Annotated in this window: 23 protein-coding genes and 1 tRNA gene; 17 read left to right on the top strand and 7 right to left on the bottom strand. The window is 71.9% G+C overall.

Annotated features, from left to right (window positions below; genetic code table 11):
* The first annotated feature begins 2 nt into the window (after positions 1 to 2).
* The 9 genes from ACIQR3_RS23080 to xerC all read left to right on the top strand — a co-directional run bounded on the left by ACIQR3_RS23080 (position 3) and on the right by xerC (position 5,872).
* Positions 3 to 1,361 (top strand): FtsK/SpoIIIE domain-containing protein, encoded by a 1,359-nt coding sequence (locus ACIQR3_RS23080; protein ID WP_403541812.1) that lies wholly within the window; start codon positions 3 to 5, stop codon positions 1,359 to 1,361.
* A gap of 83 nt (positions 1,362 to 1,444) precedes the next feature.
* The gene (locus ACIQR3_RS23075) at positions 1,445 to 2,113 is read left to right on the top strand and encodes a DUF2637 domain-containing protein (protein ID WP_403541810.1); all 669 of its coding nucleotides are present in this window, start codon (positions 1,445 to 1,447) and stop codon (positions 2,111 to 2,113) included.
* An 18-nt stretch (positions 2,114 to 2,131) separates the two neighbouring features.
* Positions 2,132 to 2,326, top strand: coding sequence for a hypothetical protein (locus tag ACIQR3_RS23070; RefSeq protein WP_403541808.1), 195 nt, complete (start codon positions 2,132 to 2,134; stop codon positions 2,324 to 2,326).
* A gap of 1 nt (position 2,327) precedes the next feature.
* The gene (locus ACIQR3_RS23065; protein ID WP_403541805.1) at positions 2,328 to 2,519 is read left to right on the top strand and encodes a mobile element transfer protein; all 192 of its coding nucleotides are present in this window, start codon (positions 2,328 to 2,330) and stop codon (positions 2,517 to 2,519) included.
* Between the two features lie 11 nt (positions 2,520 to 2,530).
* A complete protein-coding gene (locus ACIQR3_RS23060; RefSeq protein ID WP_403541802.1) occupies positions 2,531 to 2,686 on the top strand; it encodes a hypothetical protein in 156 nt (51 codons plus the stop codon).
* A 22-nt stretch (positions 2,687 to 2,708) separates the two neighbouring features.
* Positions 2,709 to 3,026 (top strand): SpdD-like protein, encoded by a 318-nt coding sequence (locus tag ACIQR3_RS23055; RefSeq protein ID WP_403541799.1) that lies wholly within the window; start codon positions 2,709 to 2,711, stop codon positions 3,024 to 3,026.
* Between the two features lie 109 nt (positions 3,027 to 3,135).
* Positions 3,136 to 4,521, top strand: a complete 1,386-nt coding sequence (repSA, locus tag ACIQR3_RS23050; protein ID WP_403542015.1) for a replication initiator protein RepSA — start codon at positions 3,136 to 3,138, stop codon at positions 4,519 to 4,521.
* Complete coding sequence (locus tag ACIQR3_RS23045; protein ID WP_403541797.1) at positions 4,518 to 4,706, top strand: helix-turn-helix domain-containing protein; 189 nt, start codon at positions 4,518 to 4,520, stop codon at positions 4,704 to 4,706. Before repSA ends, ACIQR3_RS23045 begins: the two co-directional genes overlap by 4 nt.
* Positions 4,706 to 5,872 carry a tyrosine recombinase XerC gene (gene xerC / locus ACIQR3_RS23040; RefSeq protein WP_403541796.1) on the top strand — a complete coding sequence of 389 codons (1,167 nt, stop codon included), beginning with the start codon at positions 4,706 to 4,708 and terminating at the stop codon, positions 5,870 to 5,872. The genes ACIQR3_RS23045 and xerC overlap by 1 nt, the downstream gene beginning before the upstream one ends.
* A 77-nt stretch (positions 5,873 to 5,949) precedes the next feature.
* On the opposite strand, the gene ACIQR3_RS23035 is transcribed toward xerC, so the two are convergent.
* From ACIQR3_RS23035 to ACIQR3_RS23025, 3 genes are all read right to left on the bottom strand, one after another.
* Positions 5,950 to 6,023, bottom strand: a tRNA-Pro gene (locus tag ACIQR3_RS23035).
* Between the two features lie 66 nt (positions 6,024 to 6,089).
* The gene (locus ACIQR3_RS23030) at positions 6,090 to 6,836 is read right to left on the bottom strand and encodes a Pr6Pr family membrane protein (protein ID WP_403541793.1); all 747 of its coding nucleotides are present in this window, start codon (positions 6,834 to 6,836) and stop codon (positions 6,090 to 6,092) included.
* 102 nt (positions 6,837 to 6,938) lie between these two features.
* Positions 6,939 to 7,865 carry a metallophosphoesterase gene (locus tag ACIQR3_RS23025; protein WP_403541790.1) on the bottom strand — a complete coding sequence of 309 codons (927 nt, stop codon included), beginning with the start codon at positions 7,863 to 7,865 and terminating at the stop codon, positions 6,939 to 6,941.
* Positions 7,866 to 7,999: 134 nt separating this feature from the next.
* Here ACIQR3_RS23025 and ACIQR3_RS23020 point away from each other — a divergent pair, with 134 nt between their 5' ends.
* Positions 8,000 to 8,464, top strand: a complete 465-nt coding sequence (locus tag ACIQR3_RS23020; RefSeq protein ID WP_403541788.1) for a GatB/YqeY domain-containing protein — start codon at positions 8,000 to 8,002, stop codon at positions 8,462 to 8,464.
* A 111-nt stretch (positions 8,465 to 8,575) separates the two neighbouring features.
* On the opposite strand, the gene ACIQR3_RS23015 is transcribed toward ACIQR3_RS23020, so the two are convergent.
* Positions 8,576 to 10,873 carry a transglycosylase domain-containing protein gene (locus tag ACIQR3_RS23015; RefSeq protein ID WP_403541785.1) on the bottom strand — a complete coding sequence of 766 codons (2,298 nt, stop codon included), beginning with the start codon at positions 10,871 to 10,873 and terminating at the stop codon, positions 8,576 to 8,578.
* 479 nt (positions 10,874 to 11,352) lie between these two features.
* Here ACIQR3_RS23015 and wblA point away from each other — a divergent pair, with 479 nt between their 5' ends.
* Positions 11,353 to 11,691 (top strand): transcriptional regulator WblA, encoded by a 339-nt coding sequence (gene wblA / locus ACIQR3_RS23010; protein WP_215167322.1) that lies wholly within the window; start codon positions 11,353 to 11,355, stop codon positions 11,689 to 11,691.
* A gap of 17 nt (positions 11,692 to 11,708) precedes the next feature.
* Here the strand turns inward: wblA and ACIQR3_RS23005 are convergent, their stop codons facing one another.
* Together ACIQR3_RS23005 and ACIQR3_RS23000 are read right to left on the bottom strand one after the other, a co-directional pair.
* Positions 11,709 to 13,151: an ArsA family ATPase gene (locus ACIQR3_RS23005; protein ID WP_403541783.1), complete on the bottom strand. Its 1,443-nt coding sequence runs from the start codon at positions 13,149 to 13,151 to the stop codon at positions 11,709 to 11,711.
* Between the two features lie 19 nt (positions 13,152 to 13,170).
* Complete coding sequence (locus ACIQR3_RS23000) at positions 13,171 to 14,148, bottom strand: ArsA family ATPase (protein ID WP_403541780.1); 978 nt, start codon at positions 14,146 to 14,148, stop codon at positions 13,171 to 13,173.
* A 71-nt stretch (positions 14,149 to 14,219) separates the two neighbouring features.
* Here ACIQR3_RS23000 and ACIQR3_RS22995 point away from each other — a divergent pair, with 71 nt between their 5' ends.
* The 5 genes from ACIQR3_RS22995 to ACIQR3_RS22975 all read left to right on the top strand — a co-directional run bounded on the left by ACIQR3_RS22995 (position 14,220) and on the right by ACIQR3_RS22975 (position 17,899).
* Positions 14,220 to 14,381, top strand: a complete 162-nt coding sequence (locus ACIQR3_RS22995; RefSeq protein WP_003975360.1) for a DUF4177 domain-containing protein — start codon at positions 14,220 to 14,222, stop codon at positions 14,379 to 14,381.
* On the top strand, positions 14,378 to 14,848 hold the full coding sequence (locus tag ACIQR3_RS22990) for a RidA family protein (RefSeq protein WP_215167319.1): 471 nt from the start codon (positions 14,378 to 14,380) through the stop codon (positions 14,846 to 14,848). Before ACIQR3_RS22995 ends, ACIQR3_RS22990 begins: the two co-directional genes overlap by 4 nt.
* A 265-nt stretch (positions 14,849 to 15,113) precedes the next feature.
* Complete coding sequence (locus ACIQR3_RS22985; RefSeq protein ID WP_403541779.1) at positions 15,114 to 16,106, top strand: alpha/beta hydrolase; 993 nt, start codon at positions 15,114 to 15,116, stop codon at positions 16,104 to 16,106.
* 51 nt (positions 16,107 to 16,157) lie between these two features.
* Positions 16,158 to 17,057: an NUDIX hydrolase gene (locus tag ACIQR3_RS22980; RefSeq protein WP_403541776.1), complete on the top strand. Its 900-nt coding sequence runs from the start codon at positions 16,158 to 16,160 to the stop codon at positions 17,055 to 17,057.
* Positions 17,054 to 17,899 (top strand): MBL fold metallo-hydrolase, encoded by an 846-nt coding sequence (locus tag ACIQR3_RS22975; protein ID WP_403541773.1) that lies wholly within the window; start codon positions 17,054 to 17,056, stop codon positions 17,897 to 17,899. The genes ACIQR3_RS22980 and ACIQR3_RS22975 overlap by 4 nt, the downstream gene beginning before the upstream one ends.
* A 5-nt stretch (positions 17,900 to 17,904) precedes the next feature.
* On the opposite strand, the gene ACIQR3_RS22970 is transcribed toward ACIQR3_RS22975, so the two are convergent.
* Entirely contained in the window at positions 17,905 to 18,579 is a 675-nt protein-coding gene (locus ACIQR3_RS22970) for a Crp/Fnr family transcriptional regulator (protein ID WP_189421912.1), read from the bottom strand.
* 351 nt (positions 18,580 to 18,930) lie between these two features.
* On the opposite strand from ACIQR3_RS22970, the gene nth reads away from it, so the two are divergent.
* Entirely contained in the window at positions 18,931 to 20,052 is a 1,122-nt protein-coding gene (gene nth / locus ACIQR3_RS22965) for an endonuclease III (protein WP_403541770.1), read from the top strand.
* The last annotated feature ends 4 nt before the right edge of the window (positions 20,053 to 20,056 follow it).

The following is a 20,056-nucleotide window of genomic DNA, read 5'->3' as shown; positions in this document are numbered from 1 at the left end:
CCATGACCACCTGGTTCATGGTCGCTGTGCTGGTGGTCGCTGCCGCCGCGGGTCTCCTGCGGTGGCGGCGCCCCGCCTGGTACTGGATGTCCTTCGGCGTCACCTTCGCCACCGTGCGGGTCCTGGTCCGGTACACGTCGGTGATGGACGCGTGCGGGCTGACCGTTCCGCCGGCCCGGTGGCGGCTGGCGCTGGCCCGGATGACCGGTCGGGAGGCTCCGGAGTTCCGGGCGCCGCGCATCCTGCGGCTGCGTCCGACCCGCACGGGCCTGGTTCTGCGGCTCAAGCTCAGGCCGGGTCAGGACGCCTTCGACGTCGCCGCCGCCACCGACCGGCTCCGCCACTCCTTCGGGTTGTACGGCGTCACCTCCCGCGAGATCCGTTCCGGTGTCGTCGAGGTGCGCATGACCGGGTACGACGTGCTGAAGCGGGTGCAGATGCCCGCCATGCTCGACACCCGGCCGATGCGTGTCCCGGTCGCCCTGCGCGAGGACGGCTCCGTCCACTACCGCGACTACCGGGCCGTCCCGCACGGGCTGACTCTCGGCGCCACGGAGTCCGGGAAGTCGGTCTACCAGCGCAACCTGGTTGCCGGCCTCGCCGCCCAACAGGTCGCCCTGGTCGGCATCGACTGCAAGCAAGGGGTGGAGCTGTTCCCGCTGGCCCGCCGGTTCTCCGCGCTGGCCGACGACCCCGATACCGCCCTGGACCTGCTGGAAGCTCTCGTGGGGCACATGGCGGACGTCTATCAGCTCATCCGCGCCGAGCAGCGCATCAGCGTCGCTGTGCCGGATGCGGAGATCGCCTCCGACATCTGGGACCTGCCCGAGCATCTGCGGCCGGTGCCGGTCGTGGTCCTGGTCGACGAGGTCGCCGAACTCGCCCTGTACGCCTCCAAGGAGGAGGAGAAGCGACGGGACCGGATCATCACCGCGCTGGTCCGTCTCGCCCAGCTCGGCCGCGCGGCCGGCATCTACCTGGAGATCTGCGGGCAGCGCTTCGGCTCCGAACTCGGCAAGGGCATCACCATGCTCCGCGCCCAGCTCACCGGGCGTACCGCCCACCGCGTCAACGACGAGACCTCGGCGAACATGGCCTTCGGTGACATCGCTCCTGATGCCGTCCTGGCCGCGATCCAGATCCCCGCCGAGACGCGCGGGCTGGCCATCGCCGGGGACTCGACCGGCGGCTGGCACCGTATCCGCGCACCGCACACCTCGCTGCGCGACGCCGTGAACATCTGCAACCGGCACTCCCACCGCACCCCCGACGTGCCCGCTCTGGCGGCCTTCCGCCCCGCCGTCGCCGCGGTTCCCCCGGCCCGGGTCCGGCTGACCAAGTCGGCCCCCGCCACGGCCTGACCCTCACCCTCCCTCGGTCGGCGCGACCGCCTTCGCGCCGGGTCCCTACCCCTCCCATGCCTGACGACAGAAAGGGAACCGTGATGGCCCGCACCGCTCTCCGCGTCGACGCTGTCCTGGTCCAGGCCGTCATCGCCGGGGCGCTGTCCTTCGCCCACCTCCACGACCTCGCCGCCGCTGCCGGACAGGACGGCTGGAAAGCCTGGGCCTACCCGATCAGCGTCGACCTGCTCCTGGTCGCCGCCTGGCGCCGACTGCGCACTGATGGACCGACCCGGCTGGCCTGGTGCTGGTTCGTCATCGCCCTGGTCGCCTCCCTCGGCGCCAACGTCGCCACCGCCGGCCTCCTCGACCTGAACGACGTCCCGGCCTGGCTGCGCATCCTCGTCGCCGCCTGGCCCGCGCTCGCCTTCATGGGCGGCACGCTCCTCGCCCACTCACCCGAAGGCCTCTCGTCGGCTCCGTCGGCACCCTCCACCCCGGCTCCGCACTCCGCGCCCGAAACGGAGCCTGAACCGGCCACCGACGCCGAACCGGATCGAGTACCCGAACCCGTCACCGTCCCGGAAACCGAGGAGCCCCCGGCCCTGCCCGCAGCCGTGCCGGTCCCTGCCGCGCTGGTCGACCACGCCCGGAAGGTCGCCGCCGACCACCACGCCCGCACCGGCGCCCGGATCGACACGGACACCCTCCGCGCCCGACTCGGCGTTCCGCCTCACCTGGCCGACGCCATCGCCGCCCAACTCACCTGACCCGAAAGGGGAAACGCCGTGTTCCGTGACCCGGCCGACCTGACCGCAGCCGACCACCTCGACGGCGCCCGCGAGATGGCCGCCGCCAGCCGGCCCTACCTCGCCCACCTGCTCGCCGAGGAAGCCGCCCGGCGCACCACCGACCCCGCCAGCGCCGCCGCCATCCGCGCCACCTTCCCCAACCCGAACGCAACCCGAGAGGAGACCGACTGACATGCCCGCCCGCGACTTCTTCCACTCCGTGATGCGGATCGGCCCCGTGCAGATCGGCACCCACCGCGACCACCGAGGCCAGACCAAACACGCCGCCGTGTGCACCAACGACAGCTGCGGCTGGTCCGCCGACTACTCCAGCCGGTCCGCCGCACAGCTCGCCGCCCGCACCCACCGCTGCCGCGTCAGCTAGGAGGCCGACCGATGGACGTTCCGCTCTGGCTCGCACTGCTCGCCGTCGGCTACCTCGGCGTCAAGCTCATCCGCCCGCCCTGGTGGCTCATCGCTGTCATCCTCCTCGGCGGCTACCTCCTCGCCGACAGCGTGCTGGCCCCCGTCGTCAACGGCTTCGTCAAGTAGCACGCCCGAAGGGAGAACACCGATGCTCCGCCCGAAGATCCCGACCAACCCCACGCCCACCGGTCACGTCATGCCGCCCGTGGTGGTGGAGCCGACCACCATCGTGCCGAGCGCGCAGGTTCCGCCCCCTGCTCCGGTCGCTCCGACGTCGTCCCGGCCCACGGTGCAGCTCACCCCCGGCACCGCCCTCGCCCTCGTCGGTGGCGGAACGGCCGTCGTCCTGGTCGTCGGCGCCGTCCTGGTCTCCATGCTCCTCGCGGTCGCCATCACCGGCGCCTCGGTCGCCGTCTGCGCCGTCGTCCTGCGCTCCCTGCTCAACGCCGACGCCAAGCGTCGCTGACCGGCCCCCGGGCGGCCTCGATACCGCCAAGCATCCGCCGCCCGGGCGCCGTCCCGTCCGATCTCGCAACCGGAAGGAAGACTCCAGCATGGCGCATCGCGCCCCGCCCGTGCCTGCCCCGCTGCTCGACCCGACCACTCTCGGCGACCTCCTCCGCGTCGCCTCGGCCCCCGACTACACCCGGTGGGAAGACCAGATCCGCCGCACCGGCGGCTGCTCCGACCCCATCCACCTCACCGGCTGGACACTCCACAAGGACAAGACCACCGGCGAGACCCTGCACCACTACACCACCGCCGGTGAACCCGGCGGACGCCTCCGCCTCGCCTGCGGCAACCGCCGTGCCTCCCGCTGCCCGGCCTGCGCCCGGACCTACGCGGGCGACACCTACCACCTCATCCGCGCCGGCCTCGCTGGAGACGACCGCCGCGACATCCCTGCCACCGTCCGCGATCACCCCCGCGTTTTCGCCACCCTCACCGCCCCCTCCTTCGGCCCGGTCCACAACCGCCCCGACTCCGGCACCTGCCGCTGTGGCACCGCGCACGCCCCCGACGCCCCGGAACTGGGCACCGCCCTCGATCCCGCGACGTACGACTACGCGGGCGCCGTCCTGTTCAACAACCACACCGGACAGCTCTGGCAGCGCTTCACCACCCGCCTGCGCCGCGAACTCGCCGCCCGCGCCGGCCTCACCCGCAGAGAACTCGCCGACCGCCTCCGCGTCTCCTACGGAAAGGTCGCCGAATTCCAGAAGCGCGGCGCCATCCACTTCCACGCCATCATCCGCGTCGACGGTCCCGAAGGACCGGGCTCCGCCCCGCCGTCCTGGGCCACCGTGCAGCTTCTCGACGACGCCGTTCGAGCCGCCGCCGCGCACGGCTACACCTCGGTCTCCGTCCCGGCCGCCGACGACCACCCCGCCCGCACCTTCCGCTGGGGCCGACAGCTCGACGTACGCCCCGTGAAGGCATTCGGCGACGGCTCAGACCTGACCGAACAGGCCGTTGCCTCGTACGTCGCCAAGTACGCGACCAAAGCCGCCGAGAGCACCGGCACCCTGGACCGCCGCATCGGCGAACTCGCCGAACTCGACCGCCACGGCGTCCCCGACCACACTCGCCGACTGATCACCGCATGCCGGGACCTGGACGCGCTGTACCCGGACCGGCGGCTCTGGGCCTGGGCTCACATGCTCGGCTTCCGTGGCCACTTCTCCTCCAAGTCCCGTCGCTACTCGACGACTCTCGGCGCCCTGCGCCAGGCACGCGCCGACTTCCGCGCCGAGCAGGAGCGCGCAGCACTCGGCATCGACGTCGACGATCAGGCGCCGGGCACCGTGCTCGTCCTGGCGGACTGGCAGTACGCCGGCCATGGCCACACCCCCGGTGAATCCGTCCTCGCCGCGACCATCGCGCGCGACCTGCAACTCAACCGCGAGACAGCCCGTGAAGCCCTGCGCGATCAGTTCGCTCAGGAAGGAGCCGCGGCATGACCACCGTCACCCCGGAACTGCTGACCGTGCCGGAAGTCATGATGCGACTCAGGCTCGGACGCTCCACGGTCTACGACCTGATCCGTTCCGGTCGGCTCGTCTCCATCACGGTCGGCCGCTCTCGCCGCATCCCCGCCGATGCTCTGCGCGACTTCATCACCCATGAGATCGAGGAAGCCGCCTGATGGCCAAGCGTCGTAGCCGTGGTGACGGTGGCCTGCACTGGGACGAGAAGAGACAGCGTTGGATCGCCACGGCGAACCTGGGCTTCGATCCGAGCGGCAAGCGGATCGTGAAGCGGGGGAGTGGCAAGACCAAGACGGAGGCGAAGAACAAGCTGAAGGAGGTGTTGCGGGACCATGAGGACGGTCTCGCCATCGCGCCCACCAACTACACGGTCAAGGACGCGGTGACGGACTGGCTCACCTACGGTCTGGCCGGCCTCGACCCCAGCACCGTAGAGACGACCACGCTCCTGAGCCAGAAGCACGTCATCCCGGCACTCGGCGCTCGCAAGCTCCGTGACCTCAGTGCGGAGGACGTAGACCGCTGGTTGGCCACCAAGGCCAGGACGCTCAGCACCCGTACTCTCCAGTCGCTCCACTCCTGCCTGAACCGTGCGGTCAAGCGGGCCATGGCGCGGGACAAGGTGAAGCGCAACGTCGTCGAGCTGTGCTCCGTCCCCCAGGGGCAGGCGGGACGACCGTCCAAGGCGCTCACGTTCGCTCAGGCTGAGGCCCTGCTGAAGGGGGCTGAGGGGACCTCGATGTACGCGTACATAGTCGTCGCGCTGCTGACCGGTGCCCGTACCGAGGAGCTGCGGGCCCTCACCTGGGATCACGTCTTCCTCAAGGGGCGTCCGGAGTTCGATCCGCCGCAGCCTCCGCATATCGCCGTGTGGCGGTCGGTCCGGCGGAGTGGGGATACGAAGACCCGGAAGTCTCGTCGCACCCTCGCCCTGCCGGCGCGCTGCGTCGAGGCGCTCTGGCAGCAGTTCGAAGATCAGGGCTGGGACCGGCTCGCCGCCGGCGACAAGTGGGAGGAACACGGGCTCGTCTTCTCCTCGGCCGTCGGCAAGCCGCTCGATGCTGCCAACGTCCGGCGTGCCTTCCGGCAGGCGCTCAAGGGCATCGACGGGATCGACGCGGACGAGTGGACGCCCCGGGAGCTCCGGCACAGCTTCGTGTCGCTGCTCTCCGACCGTGGCGTCCCGCTGGAGGAGATCTCCCGGCTCGTCGGACACTCCGGTACCGCCGTGACCGAGGAGGTCTACCGGAAGCAGATCCGGCCCGTGATCCAGACCGGTGCCGTGGTCATGGACGGCATCTTCAAGCACGCACCAGAGCGGTAGTCACGCAGATAGACACGCAGCAGAAACAGGCGAGGCACCTACGAAAATCCGTAGGTGCCTCACCTGGTATTTCAGCGTCGGGGTGGCGGGATTTGAACCCACGACCTCTTCGTCCCGAACGAAGCGCGCTGCCAAGCTGCGCCACACCCCGAGTGTCGTCGCTGTCGCGGCGACGTCGTTTACTTTAGCCCACCGCGCGCCGGAGACGAAATCCGATTCAGCAGGGCCGGCGCAGGGGGTTGGGGCGGGTGTGGTCCAGGGCCACGAGGAGGGTGGCCAGGGCGTAGAGGGACAGGCCCAGGAGGAGGGCGTTGCCGAGGACTCCCCTGTAGCCGTGCTGGTCGACGTCGAGGAAGGGGTAGAGGTAGCGGGCCGTGCTGTCGGGGATGAGCAGCTCGCCGCGGCCCAGGGAGAAGAGCAGGTAGGCCAGGGGGTACAGCATCCAGCCGGCGGTGTGGCGGAGGCGGAGGCGGCCGGGGACGGTCAGGAGGAGCCAGTCGGCGGTCGCGGCGAGGGGGAGGGCGGTGTAGAGGAGGTGGGCGGCGACGGCGTGCCAGCCGGTGGGGGCGTCGGGGAGGGCGTAGGGGCCGGCGGGGTTGGCGAGGAGGGTGTGGTGCACCAGGGCCGAGGCCACGGTGTAGAGCAGGGCCGCGCCGGTCAGGGCGGGCGACAGGGGGCGGGCGGCCGTCCAGGCCCGGCGGGCCGAGAGGACGAGGACCGCGGCCAGCAGGAGGCCGCTCTGGACCGTGAAGTGGCTCAGGGCCGGGGCGGAGGGGCCGGCGAGGGAGAGTTCGATCGTGACGCCCGCCGCGGCCAGGGCGGCCGTCAGCAGGCGGAAGGCGGCCACCAGGGGGCGGCGTACCGGGGTCACCACGGCCGTGGCCGGGACCGGTGCGGGCAGCAGCGCGGGCGGGCCCGGGACCGCGGGCAGGTCCGGGATGTCCCTGGGTATCGGTGCGGTCATGCCCTCAACGTAGGGAAGGAGGGCAAAGGGGGCGATACGGGTGGGCTGTGTGGGTTACGGCGGCCGTCGGCCGTATCGCCCCGGGGGGTGGTGCCGGTGGTCCTACTCGCGGCCCACCAGCGTCAGCAGTGTCGCCTCCGGGGGGCAGGCGAAGCGGACCGGCGTGTAGCGGTTGGTGCCGCAGCCCGCCGAGACGTGGAGGTAGGACGTCCGGCCCTCGGCCGTGTGCGTGGAGAGGCCCTTGACGCGGTCCGTGTCCAGGTCGCAGTTGGTGACCAGGGCGCCGTAGAAGGGGATGCACAGCTGGCCGCCGTGGGTGTGGCCGGCCAGGATCAAGGGGTAGTCGTCGGCGGTGAAGGCGTCCAGTACGCGCAGGTAGGGCGCGTGGACCACGCCCATCGAGAAGTCCGCCGAGCCGGACGGGCCGCCGGCCACCTCCGCGTACCGGTCCCGCTTGATGTGCGGGTCGTCCAGGCCGGTCAGCTCGATCGACACGCCGTCCACCTTGAGCGTGCCCCGGGTGTTGGTGAGGTCCAGCCAGCCCGCGGCGTCGAAGGTGTCTCGGAGGTCCTCCCACGGGTTGTGGACGACGTCGGCGGCGGGCGGGTTGCCGTTGAGGCCGTGGCGGCCCTGGAGCTTCTCCACCAGGTACCGGGCGGGGTTGCGGAGTGCGGGGCCGTAGTAGTCGTTGGAGCCGAAGACGTACGCGCCGGGGAACTCCATCAGGGGGCCGAGGGCGTCCAGGACCTCCGGGACGCCCTCGGGGTCGGAGAGGTTGTCCCCGGTGTTGATCACGAAGTCGGGGCGCAGGCCGGCCAGCGAGCGCAGCCAGCGCTGCTTCTTGCGCTGGTCGCGGACCATGTGGATGTCGGAGACCTGGAGCACGCGGAGGGGGCGCATGCCGGAGGGCAGGACGGGGACCGTCACCCTTCGGAGGCGGAAGGAGCGGGCTTCGAAGCCCGCGGCGTAGACCAGACCGGCGGCGCCAGCCGCCGCGATGGACAAGGGCACTCCGTATCGCGCGCGCATACGACCATCGTGTCAGATGCCGGAGGCCAGTCATGTCCGCCTGTGGACAACTTCCGTGCGCCGCCCGGCCGCACCGGGCCCCACGCGGCAAATAGGTGGGCGTCCAGTCCCCCGTACCTGCGACAATCGACGGCATGACCACCCTCAAGTCGAAGCTGCAGGACGACCTCAACGCCGCGATCAAGGAGCGTGACGAGCTGCGCTCCTCCACGCTGCGGCTGACCCTCTCCGCGATCACCAAGGAAGAGGTCGCGGGGACCACCAAGCGCGAGCTCTCCGACGACGAGGTGCAGAAGGTGATCGCCCGTGAGGCGAAGAAGCGGCGCGAGGCCGCGGACGCCTTCGCGCAGGGCGGCCGGGCCGAGAGCGCCGAGCGGGAGAAGGCCGAGGGCGAGGTGCTCGCCGCCTACCTGCCCAAGCAGCTCGGCGACGACGAGCTGAACGCGATCGTCGCGCAGGCCGTCGAGGAGGCGAAGGCGGCCGGTGCGGAGGGGCCGCGGGCCATGGGTGCCGTCATGAAGATCGTGAACCCGAAGGTGGCCGGGCTGGCCGAGGGCGGCCGGGTCGCCGCCGCGGTCAAGAAGCTGCTGGCCGGCTGAGCGGACGGACGTCCGGGGCACACGGACAGACGTCCAGGGCAGAAACGCGACGGCCCCTTCGCCTCCCGGTTCCCGGGCGGTGAAGGGGCCGTCGCGCGTCCGGCGGGTGCCTCAGCCGCGTCCGCCGCCGTTGCCCTGGCCCCGGAAGATGTCGCCCCAGTTGCCGCCGTTGCCCAGGTCGCCGATGAGGTTCACGTCACCGTCGTCGCCCGTGCCGCCGTCACCGGTGCCACCGTCCGCCGTGGCGCCGTCACCGGTGCCGCCGTCGCCGTTGCCGTCGTCGGCCTCGTCATCGCCGTTGCCGCCGTCGTCGTTGCCGCCCTTGTCCTTGTCGCCGCCCTCGGGGATGTCGACGTAGGAGAAGTCGGTCGCGGGCTTGCCCTCCAGGGCGCCGGTCATCATGTCGCGCCAGATCGGGCCGGGGACCTCGCCACCGAACACCTTGTCGTGCGGGACGCCGCCGATGGTGATGTCGACCATCTGCCGCTCGTGCGCCGGGTCGCCGACCCAGACGGCGCCCGCCATGTTCGGCGTGTAGCCGACGAACCAGGCCGCGTAACGGAAGTCCGTCGTACCGGTCTTACCGGCGCTGGGACGGCTGCCGAGGCCGGCCTCCGTACCCGTACCGTCCTCCACCACGCCGCGCAGCAGCGTGTTGATGGTGTCGGCGGTCGTCTCCGACATGGCGCGGGAGCAGGTCGACTTCGGGACCTCCAGCGACTTGTTCTGCTGGCCGACGCGCTGGGTGATCGACTCGATGGCGACCGGCGTGCAGTACATGCCGCGCGAGGCGAAGGTCGCGTACGCGTTCGCCATGGTCAGCGGGGACATCTCCTGGGTGCCCAGGGCGATGGACGGGGCCTGCTGCATCGTGCCGCCGTCGGCCCGCTCGACGCCCATCTTCTGCGCCATCTCGGTCACCGGGCAGATGCCGATGTCGCTGATCAGCTGCACGTAGTAGGTGTTGACCGACTTGGCGGTCGCTTCCTTCATCGAGTACGGGCCGACCTCGGTCTCGTTCTCGTTCTCCAGCTTCGCCGGGTTGGCCGGGTCGTTCTGCCAGGTCTTGCCGTCGCAGGCGGCGATCGGGCTCGGGTACTCCATCTCGTACGGCGAGGAGTACGACTTCGTCGCCGGGGTGCCGCCCTCGATCGCCGCCGCCGCCACGATCGGCTTGAACGTCGAACCGGGCTGGTAGCCGATGCCGCCGCCCATGGCCTGGTCCACGGAGAGGTTCATCTGCGTCTCGTTCTTGCCGAAGCCGTACGGACGCGACTGGCCCATCGCGAGGATCTTGCCGGTGCCGGGCTCGACGATGGTGGCGGCGGTCGCCACCTCGTCGTCCTTGTAGACGTGCTCCTTGATCGACGCCTGCGCCGACTTCTGGGCGCTCGGGTCGAGGGTGGTGCGGATGGTCAGGCCGCCCTGGTTCCAGATCTTGGCCCGGGCCTCCTTGGTCTTGCCGAAGACCGGGTCGCTCAGGAAGACCTCGCGCACGTAGTCGCAGAAGAAGCCCGCGCCGTCCACGGCCGTGATGCAGCCGTTCTTCGGCGTGCTGACCTTCAGGCCGAGCGGTGCCTCCTGCGCCTCGGCGGCCTCCGCCTCGGAGATGTCACCGACCTCGGCCATCCGGGCGAGCACCACGTTGCGCCGCTTGGTGGCCTCCGCCTCGTCGTTGACCGGGTCGTACCGGCTGGGCGACTGGACGATGCCGGCCAGCAGGGCCGACTCGGGGAGGGTGAGGTCCTTGGCGTGCTTGGAGAAGTAGCGCTGGGAGGCGGCCTCGACGCCGTACGCCTGCTGACCGAAGAAGGTGATGTTCAGGTAGTTCTCGAGGATCTTCTTCTTGCCCAGCTCCTCCTCGACCTGGATCGCGTACTTCAGCTCGCGGATCTTGCGGCCGATGGTCTGCTGGGTGGCCTGGGCGACCTTGGTCGGGTCGTCGCCGGCCTCCTCGACGAAGACGTTCTTCACGTACTGCTGGGTGAGGGTGGAGGCGCCCTCGGAGACGCCGCCGCTGCGGGCGTTCTTGTTGACCGCGCGCAGCACGCCCTTCAGGTCGATCGCCCCGTGCTGGTAGAAGCGCGAGTCCTCGATCGCGACGATCGCCTTCTGCATGTAGGGCGAGATGTTCTTCAGGCTCACCACCGTGCGGTCGCGTGAGTAGACCGTCGCGATGGTGCCGCCCTCGGAGTCGAGGATGGTGGTGCGCTGACTCAGCGGGGGAGTCTTCATGTTGGCGGGCAGCTCGTCGAAACTCTCGACCGAGCCCTTCGCGGCGAGCCCCAGCGCACCCACGGCGGGCAGCGCGATGCCCGCCAGGACGGCTCCCGCGAGCACACTGACACCGAGGAACTTGGCGGCCTGCTGCGCAGGTGACAGACCACCGCCCGAGCGCTTCTTTGCCATGGAGGCAGCCTACGTTCTCATTCGCCGGACACACGTATATGCCTTGGCCTAAGCTGCTCTCAACTGTCACAGCAGTACGGCCATGTATCAATACGCCTGCCGGCGCCGGATCGTTCCACCTCCACTCGACTTTTTCCGGCGAGGGCGCGACGGCGGGGCCTGTCGGAGCGTCGCGGGGCGTACGGGTGTACGGGCGTGTGCCGGAGCGGGTGCGGCGCGTGTCCGAATTGGCCTTGTGTGGTGAATGGTGTCCGTTGTGGCGCAGTGGAAACGACCTCGATGCCGCATTCGCCCTGAATGTCGCCACCTCACTCCCCCGGGTGATCTGCCGCTTACCCATAGTCCGTTCGGGCCATTCAAGATTGGGCCCGCTGGGGGTGTTGCGCTGTGCCCACCTTCCGTAACGTCCTCAACTGGCGGCGGTGAATATGCCGCTGCCGCCGTGGGGGAGCCTCGATTCGGGAGAGGACGGCGCCGGTATGGGCTGGGTAACCGACTGGAGTGCGCAGGCCGCCTGCCGCACTACCGATCCGGATGAACTGTTCGTTCAGGGAGCAGCGCAGAACAGGGCCAAGGCGGTGTGCACCGGATGCCCGGTGCGGACCGAGTGCCTGGCCGACGCGCTGGACAACCGCGTCGAGTTCGGCGTGTGGGGAGGCATGACGGAGCGGGAGCGCCGCGCACTGCTGCGCAGGCGGCCCACCGTCACCTCCTGGCGCCGGCTCCTGGAGACGGCGCGTACGGAGTACGAGCGAGGAGCCGGCATCGTGCCCCTCGACGACGACGAGATCTACGAGAACTACGCGGCCGTGGGCTGAGGCGCGCGCCGCAGTCCTCACACCCGCGCGTCGGGCAGCTCGGGCCGGTCCGCCGCGAGACGGTCGCCGATGTCCCGCAGCCCCGCGAGGTCGTGGACGTCACCGGGGAGCGCGGCCACTTCGGTCACCGCCACCTCGGGGTGGAGCGCGGTGAAGCGGTCGCGCGTGCGCTGCTCGCGGGAGAGCAGCTGCATGCGGTCGGCGTGCAGCCTGAGCAGGCCCGCGGCGAGCTGGTCGACGGAGCGTTCCGGGTCGGTCCCGGTGCCGTCCGCGCCCTCGGTGATGCCTTGGCTCTGGGTGTCCTCGGTGTCCTCGGAGTAGTCGGCGTCCGCGGCGTCCTCGGTCTGCGCGGCGGCTCCGCCGACGGCCTGCCCGGCGGGATTCTCGGCCAGGGCGGAGCCGGAACTGCCGTGTGTGTCGGGAGAGTTACGAACTCCAGCTTTCCCGTCGCGCTGATCCACAATGCCGGCGTCCTCAAGATTTTCCGCGGCGGCGAGCGCCCGCTCGGCGGACAGCCGGTCGGCTCCGCTGCCGTGGACCCGGTTGAGGACCAGACCGGCGAGCGGCATGTCCTCGGCCGCCAGCCGCTGGACGAAGTACGCGGCCTCGCGCAGCGCGTCCCGCTCCGGGGCCGCGACCACCAGGAACGCCGTGCCGGGGGCCTGGAGCAGCTTGTACGTGGCGTCCGCGCGGGTGCGGAAGCCGCCGAACATCGAGTCCATCGCCGCCACGAACGTCTGTACGTCCTTCAGGAACTGCCCGCCGAGCACCTTCCCCAGGACGCCCGTCATCATCGACATCCCGACGTTCAGGAACTTCATGCCGGCCCGGCCGCCCACCTTCGCCGGGGCCAGCAGGACGCGGATCAGCTTGCCGTCCAGGAAGGAACCCAGGCGCTTGGGCGCGTCCAGGAAGTCCAGGGCGGAGCGGGACGGCGGGGTGTCGACGACGATCAGGTCCCACTCGTCGCGGGAGCGCAGCTGCCCCAGCTTCTCCATCGCCATGTACTCCTGCGTGCCCGCGAAGCCCGCCGAGAGCGACTGGTAGAAGGGATTCGACAGGATCGCCCGCGCCCGCTCGGCGTCCGCGTGCGCCTCGACGATCTCGTCGAACGTGCGCTTCATGTCGAGCATCATCGCGTGCAGCTCGCCGCCGGCCGAGTCGTCGATGCCCTTCACCCGGCGCGGCACGTTGTCCAGCGAGTCGATGCCCATCGACTGGGCGAGCCGGCGGGCCGGGTCGATGGTCAGCACGACCACCTTGCGGCCCCGCTCGGCCGCCCTGAGACCCAGCGCCGCCGCCGTCGTCGTCTTGCCGACGCCGCCCGAGCCGCAGCACACCACGATCCGGGTCGCCGGGTCCTCCAGCAGCGGATCGATCTCCAGCGCGCGCGTGGGGGACAGCCGCCGGGCGCCCTCCTGCGCGGGGGCACGGTCCGGTTCCGGTCGGCTCGGGCTCATGCGATCCCCTGCTTCCGCCTCATGCGATCCCCTGCTTCCGCAGCTCGGTGGCGAGTTCGTACAGGCCCGCCAGGTCCATGCCCTCGACGAGCAGCGGCAGTTCGTGCAGCGGCAGGTCCAGCTCGCCGAGGACGGCCCGCTGCTCCTGCTCCAGCTCGTACCGCGCGGCGTACTGCCCGGCCTGGTCGAGCAGCGGGTCCACCAGCCGCTCGGCGTGCCCGCCCCGCCGCGCCCCGCCGAGCCCGGCGGCGGACAGGGCCTGGGCGAGGGAGGAACGCGGGAGGGCCCGTACGCGTTCCAGGTCCTCGGCGTCCAGCACCTCGGGCCGCACCATGTTGACGATGACCCGGCCCACCGGCAGCTTCGCGGCGCGCAGCTCGGCGATGCCGTCGGCGGTCTCCTGGACCGGCATCTCCTCCAGCAGCGTCACCAGGTGCACGGCCGTCTCGCGGGACTTCAGGACGCGCATCACGGCCTGCGCCTGATTGTGTATCGGGCCGATCTTCGCCAGCCCCGCCACCTCGTCGTTGACGTTGAGGAAGCGGGTGATGCGGCCGGTCGGGGGCGCGTCCATGACGACGTAGTCGTACACGAACCGGCCGGCGCGGTCCTTCCTGCGGACCGCCTCGCACGCCTTGCCGGTCAGCAGGACGTCCCGGACCCCGGGCGCGATGGTGGTCGCGAAGTCGATGGCGCCGAGCTTCTTCAGGGCCCGGCCGGCGCCGCCCAGTTTGTAGAACATCTGGAGGTAGTCCAGAAGGGCCAGTTCGGGGTCGATGGCGAGGGCGTGCACCTCCCCGCCCCCGGGAGCGACGGCGATCTTCCGCTCCTCATAAGGCAGCGCTTCGGTCTCGAAGAGCTGCGCGATGCCCTGCCGGCCCTCGACCTCGACGAGGAGCGTCCGCTTCCCCTCCGTGGCCAGGGCCAGCGCTAGGGCGGCGGCCACCGTGGTCTTGCCGGTTCCGCCCTTGCCGCTGACGACCTGGAGCCTGCTCACGTATTCGAGCGTAACCAGTCCGGGCCCGGGCTACGCGGAGGGCTGTGGACAACAGCGGATACAGTCGGCCCATGACCAAGTGGGAATACGCGACCGTACCGCTGCTCGTCCACGCCACGAAGCAGATCCTGGACACCTGGGGCGAGGACGGCTGGGAGCTCGTCCAGGTCGTGCCCGGGCCGAACAACCCCGAGCAGCTGGTGGCCTACCTGAAGCGGGAGAAGCAGGCGTGAGTGCCGTCGAGGCGAAACTCGCGGAGCTGGGCATCACGCTGCCCGAGGTCGTGCCGCCGCTGGCCGCCTACCAGCCGGCCGTGCGCTCCGGGGCGTACGTCTTCACGGCCGGCCAGCTGCCGATGGTGGACGGCGCGCTGCCGGTGACCGGCAAGGTGGGCGGTGAGGTCACGCCCGAGGAGGCCAAGGAGCTGGCGCGCACCTGCGCGCTGAACGCCCTGGCCGCCGTGAAGTCCGTCGCCGGTGATCTCGACCGCGTCGCGCGCGTGGTGAAGGTCGTCGGCTTCGTCGCCTCCGCCCCCGACTTCACCGGGCAGCCCGCCGTGCTCAACGGCGCCAGCGAGCTGCTCGGCGAGGTCTTCGGCGACAAGGGCGTGCACGCGCGCAGCGCGGTCGGCGTGGCGGTGCTGCCGCTGGACGCGCCCGTGGAGGTCGAGATCCAGGTGGAGCTGGCCGAGGGCGCGTAGCGCCGGCGCTGCGTGGGTGCGGCGCCGGGGAGGCGCAGGACCGGGCAGGCACAGGACTGGGGCAGACGCAGTACCGGGGCAGACGCAGGACCGGGGCGACCGTAGGACCGGGGCAGGCGCAGGACCGGGGCAGACGCAGGACCGCGCGGGCTGTTTGCCAGGTCGGCAACAAACCTGGTCGGGTCCGTGACCGACGCTCCAGGATCGCTGCCGGGAGCCCGGTCCAGGGCTCCTGACCGCGATCTCCGCACGTCCGGGAGGACCCATGCCCCAGCAGCCCCCGACCGCCCCCGTCCACCGCCTCGTCCCCGGCCCGGCCGGCCGTGTCCACCTGGTCGAGCAGGGCACCGGGCCGCTGGTCCTCCTGGTGCACGGTTTCCCGGAGTCCTGGTACTCCTGGCGCCGCCAGCTGCCCGCCCTGGCCGCCGCCGGGTACCGTGCCGTCGCGCTCGACGTGCGCGGCTACGGGCGCTCCTCCCGGCCCGCCGATCCGGCGGCGTACCGGATCCTCGACCTGGTGGCCGACAACGTCGCCGTGGTCGAGGCGCTGGGCGAGCGGGAGGCGGTGGTCGTCGGCCACGACTGGGGGGCCACCATCGCCGCCACCTCGGCGCTGCTGCGTCCCGACGTCTTCCGCGCGGTCGGCCTGCTCAGCGTCCCGTACACGCCGCCGGGCGGGCCCCGGCCGAGCGAGGTGTTCGCCGCGATGGGCGGCCCGGAGGCCGAGCAGGAGTTCTACGTCTCGTACTTCCAGGAGCCCGGCCGCGCCGAGGCGGAGATCGAACCCGACGTACGCGGCTGGCTCGCCGGTTTCTACGCCGCCCTGTCCGGCGACACCATGCCCGCGCCCGGCGCCCCCGACCCCCACTTCGCCGCCCGGGGCGGCACCCTGCGCGACCGCTTCCCGTCCGGGCACCGGCCCGCCTGGCTGACCGAGGCGGACCTCGACGTCTACGCCGGGGAGTTCGAGCGGACCGGCCTCACCGGCGCCCTGAACCGGTACCGGAACATGGACCGCGACTGGGCCGACCTCGCCGGACACCACGGCGCCCCCGTCGAGCAGCCCGCGCTGTTCCTGGGCGGCGCCCTGGACGCCTCCACCACCTGGCTGTCCGACGCCATCGCCGCCTACCCCCGGACCCTGCCCGGCCTCACCGCCTCGCACCTCCTGGACGGCTGCGGCCACTGGCTCCAGCAGGAACGCCCCGAGGACACCAACCGGCTGCTGACCGACTGGCTGGCCGCGCTGCCCGTCTGACCGGCACACCGGCCACTCGAACATCCGCCGCTCACCGGATAGCCTCCGGCCATGGCGAACGCTCAGGTGAACGGCCAGTGGTACCCACCGGAGTGGCCGGAGCGCATCCGCGCGCTCGCGGCCGGCGCGCTCACCCCGGTCACGCCCAGACGCGCGGCCACGGTGATGCTCCTGAAGGACCCCGGCCCCGCCGTCCACATGCTGCGCCGCCGCACCTCCATGGCCTTCGCCGGCGGCGCGTACGCCTATCCGGGCGGCGGCGTCGACCCGCGTGACCACGACCGCGCCGTCGGCTGGGCGGGCCCCACGCGCGCGTGGTGGGCGGAACGGCTCGGGGTGGCCGAGGCCGACGCCCAGGCGATCGTCTGCGCCGCCGTACGGGAGACGTACGAGGAGGCGGGCGTCCTGCTCGCCGGGCCGGACGCCGGGACCGTCGTCGGGGACACCACCGGCGACGACTGGGAGGCCGACCGGGCCGCGCTGGTGGCCCGGGAGCTGTCCTTCGCGGAGTTCCTGGACCGCCGGGGCCTGGTGCTCCGCTCCGACCTGCTGGGCGCCTGGGCGCGCTGGATCACCCCGGAGTTCGAGGCCCGGCGCTACGACACGTGGTTCTTCGTGGCCGCCCTCCCCGAGGGGCAGCGCACCCGCAATGCCTCCACGGAGGCCGACCGCACGGTGTGGATCACGCCGGGCGAGGCCGCCGCCGGGTACGACCGGGGCGAGCTGCTGATGATGCCGCCGACCATCGCCACGCTGCGGGCGCTCACGGAGTACGGCACGGCGGCCGGGGCGCTGGCGGGGGCCGCCGGGCGCGATCTGACGCCCGTACTGGCCCGGGCCCGGCTGGCGGACGGCGAGATCGTGCTGTCGTGGCCGGGGCACGAGGAGTTCACCAGGCACGTCCCGACGACCGCCGGGACCGGTGCCGAGACCGGGGGAGCCCCCGCATGACGGACGCCACCGCCCTGCCCGGACAGCCGCGCGGCCAGGCGCTGACCGGGCCCGCCACCGCACGGGCCGTCAACGTCCTGGCGCCCAACGCCTCGCCGATGACCCTGGACGGGACCAACACCTGGATCCTCGCCGAGCCCGGTTCGGGCCTGGCCGTCGTGGTCGACCCGGGCCCGCTGGACGAGGGGCACCTGCGGCACGTCGTCGACACCGCCGAGCGGGCCGGCCGGCGGGTCGCCCTGACACTGCTGACACACGGTCACCCGGACCACGCCGAGGGCGCCGCCCGCTTCGCCGAGCTGACCGGTACGAAGGTGCGGGCGCTGGACCCGGCGCTGCGGCTGGGCGAGGAGGGGCTCGGAGCCGGGGACGTGGTCACGGTCGGCGGCCTGGAGCTGAGGGTCGTACCGACGCCGGGGCACACCGCCGACTCGCTCAGCTTCCACCTGCCCGCCGACCGGGCGGTGCTGACGGGCGACACGGTGCTGGGGCGCGGCACGACCGTCGTCGCCCACCCCGACGGCCGCCTCGGCGACTACCTGGACTCGCTGCGGCGGCTCAGGTCGCTCACGGTCGACGACGGCGTGCACACGGTGCTGCCGGGGCACGGTCCCGTCCTGGAGGACGCCCAGGGGGCCGTGGAGTACTACCTCGCCCACCGCGCCAACCGTCTCGCGCAGGTCGAGACGGCGGTCGAGGACGGCTACCGCACGCCCGCCGAGGTCGTCGCCCAGGTCTACGCGGACGTGGACCGCTCCCTGTGGCCGGCGGCGGAGCTGTCGGTACGGGCGCAGCTGGAGTACCTGGAGGAGCACGGGCTCATCCAGCCGCCCGCGCCCTGAGGGCGTCAGCGCGAGCGCTTCGCCAGCCGCTCCACGTCCAGCAGGATCACCGCGCGGGCCTCCAGGCGGAGCCAGCCGCGCTGGGCGAAGTCGGCGAGGGCCTTGTTGACCGTCTCGCGGGAGGCGCCGACCAGCTGGGCCAGCTCCTCCTGGGTGAGGTCGTGCACCACGTGGATGCCTTCCTCGGACTGCACGCCGAACCGGCGGGACAGGTCGAGCAGGGCGCGCGCGACGCGGCCCGGGACGTCCGAGAAGACCAGGTCCGACATGGCGTCGTTGGTCTTGCGCAGCCGGCGGGCGACGGCGCGCAGCAGGGCGGTGGCCACCTCCGGGCGCACGTTCAGCCAGGGCTGGAGGTCGCCGTGGCCGAGGCCCAGCAGCTTGACCTCGGTCAGCGCGGTGGCGGTCGCGGTGCGCGGGCCCGGGTCGAACAGCGACAGCTCGCCGATCAGCTCGCCGGGACCGACGACGGCCAGCATGTTCTCGCGGCCGTCGGGGGACGTGCGGTGAAGCTTGACCTTGCCCTCGGTGACCACGTACAGGCGGTCGCCGGGGTCCCCCTCGTGGAACAGCGAGTCACCGCGAGCGAGGGTCACCTCACTCATGGAGGCGCGCAGCTCGGCGGCCTGCTCGTCGTCGAGCGCCGCGAAGAGCGGGTTGCGCCGCAGAACGTCGTCCACGAGTTCTCTCCTATTCGACCTGCTCAGGGGAGGTTGCTCCCCGGTGGTTCCAGGGGACCGTGGTGCCCATTTTGCGGGACGGTCCAAACAGTGTGATCTGTCACAAGGATGCCGCACAGGTGTCCCGGGGTAAGCGGCAGGGGTCCAATTGGGCGCCGATCTTCAGGGTCCGGGGCGGATGTCAGTGCCGGGCCGTAGGGTGGCCGGGTGTCCAAATCGCCGGTGAGAGCGCAGGCCGAGGGGGCCGGGCAGGTGGTTGTACGTCGGAATTCCGCCGTGGGCGAACAGGGCTCCGATGGCGGTAGTGAAACGGCGAAAGCGTCGCAACGGCCGGCGGAGACGGAGGCGGCGGTGACGGAGGCGGCGGTGCCGGGTACGGCGAAGAAGGCAGCGGCGGGTACGGCGAAGAAGGCGACGGCTACGGCCAAGAAGACAGCGGCGGGTACGGCGAAGAAGGCGGCGACGGCCACGGCGAAGAAGGCGGCGCCCGTCCGGAAGACGGCGGCGAAGAAAGCGACGGGGAGCGCCGAGAAGTCCCCCGGCGGGACGAAAGCCGCTCCCGGCGCGGAGAAGCCCGCCGTCAGCACGAAGAGGCCCGTCGCCAAGAAGCCCGTCGTCGCCCCCGAGAAGGCCACCGCCGCCGTCAAGGGCGTCGCCCCGGCGAAGAGCGTCCCCGCCAAGTCCCCCAAGTCCCCGCGCGGGGAGTCCCGCACCGCGCTGGTCCGCCGCGCCCGCCGGATCGACCGCGAGCTGGCGGAGGTCTACCCGTACGCCCACCCCGAGCTGGACTTCGAGAACCCCTTCCAGCTCCTGGTGGCCACGGTGCTGTCCGCCCAGACCACCGACCTGCGCGTCAACCAGACGACCCCCGCCCTGTTCGCCCAGTACCCCACCCCCGAGGACCTGGCCGCCGCCGACCCGGCGGAGGTCGAGGAGATCCTGCGCCCGACCGGTTTCTTCCGGGCCAAGACCAGGTCGGTCATAGGGCTGTCGAAGGCCCTGACGGAGGACTTCGGCGGCGAGGTCCCCGGCCGCCTCGAAGACCTGGTCAAGCTGCCCGGCGTCGGCCGCAAGACCGCCTTCGTCGTCCTGGGCAACGCCTACGGCCGCCCCGGCATCACCGTCGACACCCACTTCCAGCGCCTGGTGCGCCGCTGGCAGTGGACCGCCGAGACCGACCCGGACAAGATCGAGGCGGCCGTCGGCGGACTGTTCCCCAAGAGCGACTGGACCGACCTCTCGCACCACGTCATCTGGCACGGCCGCCGGATCTGCCACGCCCGCAAGCCCGCCTGCGGCGCCTGCCCCATCGCCCCGCTCTGCCCGGCGTACGGCGAGGGCGAGACGGACCCGGAGAAGGCGCGGAAGCTGCTCAAGTACGAGAAGGGCGGCTTCCCGGGGCAGCGGCTGAACCCGCCGCAGGCGTACCTGGACGCGGGCGGCAGACCGGCGCCGCCGCTCGGACGTCCTTGATGAC

The sequence above is a fragment of the Streptomyces sp. NPDC090994 genome (assembly GCF_044768905.1).
In the GTDB taxonomy this organism is placed as follows: Bacteria; Actinomycetota; Actinomycetes; order Streptomycetales; family Streptomycetaceae; genus Streptomyces.
Note: the sequence above shows the minus strand (reverse complement) of the source record. Positions and strands in the feature narration are given on the sequence as shown.

Coding starts and splice junctions, on each gene's coding strand:
- ACIQR3_RS23080 (WP_403541812.1), top strand. CDS start 3: ATGACCACCTGGTTCATGGTCGCTGTGCTGGTGGTCGCTGCCGCCGCG.
- ACIQR3_RS23015 (WP_403541785.1), bottom strand. CDS start 10,873: ATGGCAAAGAAGCGCTCGGGCGGTGGTCTGTCACCTGCGCAGCAGGCC.
- ACIQR3_RS23065 (WP_403541805.1), top strand. CDS start 2,328: ATGCCCGCCCGCGACTTCTTCCACTCCGTGATGCGGATCGGCCCCGTG.
- ACIQR3_RS22985 (WP_403541779.1), top strand. CDS start 15,114: ATGCCCCAGCAGCCCCCGACCGCCCCCGTCCACCGCCTCGTCCCCGGC.
- xerC (WP_403541796.1), top strand. CDS start 4,706: ATGGCCAAGCGTCGTAGCCGTGGTGACGGTGGCCTGCACTGGGACGAG.
- ACIQR3_RS22995 (WP_003975360.1), top strand. CDS start 14,220: ATGACCAAGTGGGAATACGCGACCGTACCGCTGCTCGTCCACGCCACG.
- ACIQR3_RS23060 (WP_403541802.1), top strand. CDS start 2,531: ATGGACGTTCCGCTCTGGCTCGCACTGCTCGCCGTCGGCTACCTCGGC.
- ACIQR3_RS22980 (WP_403541776.1), top strand. CDS start 16,158: ATGGCGAACGCTCAGGTGAACGGCCAGTGGTACCCACCGGAGTGGCCG.
- ACIQR3_RS23020 (WP_403541788.1), top strand. CDS start 8,000: ATGACCACCCTCAAGTCGAAGCTGCAGGACGACCTCAACGCCGCGATC.
- ACIQR3_RS23075 (WP_403541810.1), top strand. CDS start 1,445: ATGGCCCGCACCGCTCTCCGCGTCGACGCTGTCCTGGTCCAGGCCGTC.
- ACIQR3_RS23030 (WP_403541793.1), bottom strand. CDS start 6,836: ATGACCGCACCGATACCCAGGGACATCCCGGACCTGCCCGCGGTCCCG.
- ACIQR3_RS23045 (WP_403541797.1), top strand. CDS start 4,518: ATGACCACCGTCACCCCGGAACTGCTGACCGTGCCGGAAGTCATGATG.
- ACIQR3_RS23055 (WP_403541799.1), top strand. CDS start 2,709: ATGCTCCGCCCGAAGATCCCGACCAACCCCACGCCCACCGGTCACGTC.
- ACIQR3_RS22975 (WP_403541773.1), top strand. CDS start 17,054: ATGACGGACGCCACCGCCCTGCCCGGACAGCCGCGCGGCCAGGCGCTG.
- ACIQR3_RS23025 (WP_403541790.1), bottom strand. CDS start 7,865: ATGCGCGCGCGATACGGAGTGCCCTTGTCCATCGCGGCGGCTGGCGCC.
- wblA (WP_215167322.1), top strand. CDS start 11,353: ATGGGCTGGGTAACCGACTGGAGTGCGCAGGCCGCCTGCCGCACTACC.
- ACIQR3_RS23005 (WP_403541783.1), bottom strand. CDS start 13,151: ATGAGCCCGAGCCGACCGGAACCGGACCGTGCCCCCGCGCAGGAGGGC.